The sequence below is a fragment of the Ruegeria sp. H8 genome (assembly GCF_056532905.1).
The window spans coordinates 1-1083 of sequence record NZ_JBQFNY010000025.1 but is presented as its reverse complement, the minus strand read 5'-3'; the positions used below and the strand labels follow the sequence as shown (position 1 = coordinate 1083).

1 protein-coding gene is annotated in these 1083 nt (G+C 62.7%); it reads left to right on the top strand.

Going from position 1 to position 1083, the window contains the following annotated elements:
- The coding region (glyA, locus tag ACR0A2_RS22170; RefSeq protein WP_480837384.1) for a serine hydroxymethyltransferase at positions 1-1083 on the top strand (1083 nt) is incomplete at both ends.

Below are 1083 nucleotides of genomic sequence, written 5' to 3'. Positions count from 1 at the left end.
CGGATTTTTCACCCAGTACCTTTCTGATCGTGATCCCGAGCTTTTTGGCTCGATCACGTCGGAACTGGGTCGTCAGCGCGACGAGATCGAGCTGATCGCGTCCGAGAACATCGTCTCTGCCGCCGTGATGGAGGCGCAGGGCTCGGTGATGACCAACAAATATGCCGAAGGCTATCCCGGCCGCCGCTACTATGGCGGTTGCCAGTTCGTCGACATCGCCGAAAACCTGGCCATCGACCGCGCCAAACAGCTGTTCGGCTGTGAATTCGCCAACGTGCAGCCCAATTCCGGCTCTCAAGCCAACCAGGGCGTGTTTCAGGCGCTGATCCAGCCGGGTGACACCATTCTGGGCATGAGCCTGGATGCCGGTGGCCACCTGACCCATGGCGCCAAGCCCAACCAGTCGGGCAAGTGGTTCAATGCGGTTCAGTACGGCGTGCGCAAGCAGGACAACATGCTGGACTACGATCAGGTCGAGGCGCTGGCGAAGGAACACCAGCCCAAGCTGATCATCGCCGGCGGTTCCGCCATCCCGCGCCAGATCGACTTTGCCCGCATGCGTCAGATCGCCGACATGGTCGGTGCCTATCTGCACGTGGACATGGCGCATTTCGCCGGTCTGGTCGCGGCGGGCGAGCATCCCAGCCCCTTCCCGCATGCGCATGTGGCCACCACCACCACGCACAAGACCCTGCGCGGCCCGCGCGGCGGCATGATCCTGACCAATGATGAAGATATCGCCAAGAAGGTGAACTCGGCCATCTTCCCCGGCATTCAGGGCGGCCCGCTGATGCATGTGATCGCGGCCAAGGCCGTGGCCTTCGGCGAGGCGCTGCGGCCCGAGTTCAAGGACTATGTCAAGCAGGTGATCACCAACGCCCAGGCACTGTCGGATCAGCTGATCAAGGGCGGTCTGGACACGGTGACCCACGGCACCGACACCCATGTGGTGCTGGTCGACCTGCGCCCCAAAGGCGTCAAGGGCAACGCCACCGAGAAAGCCTTGGGTCGCGCGCATATCACCTGCAACAAGAACGGCGTGCCGTTTGACCCCGAAAAGCCGACCATCACGTCGGGCATCCG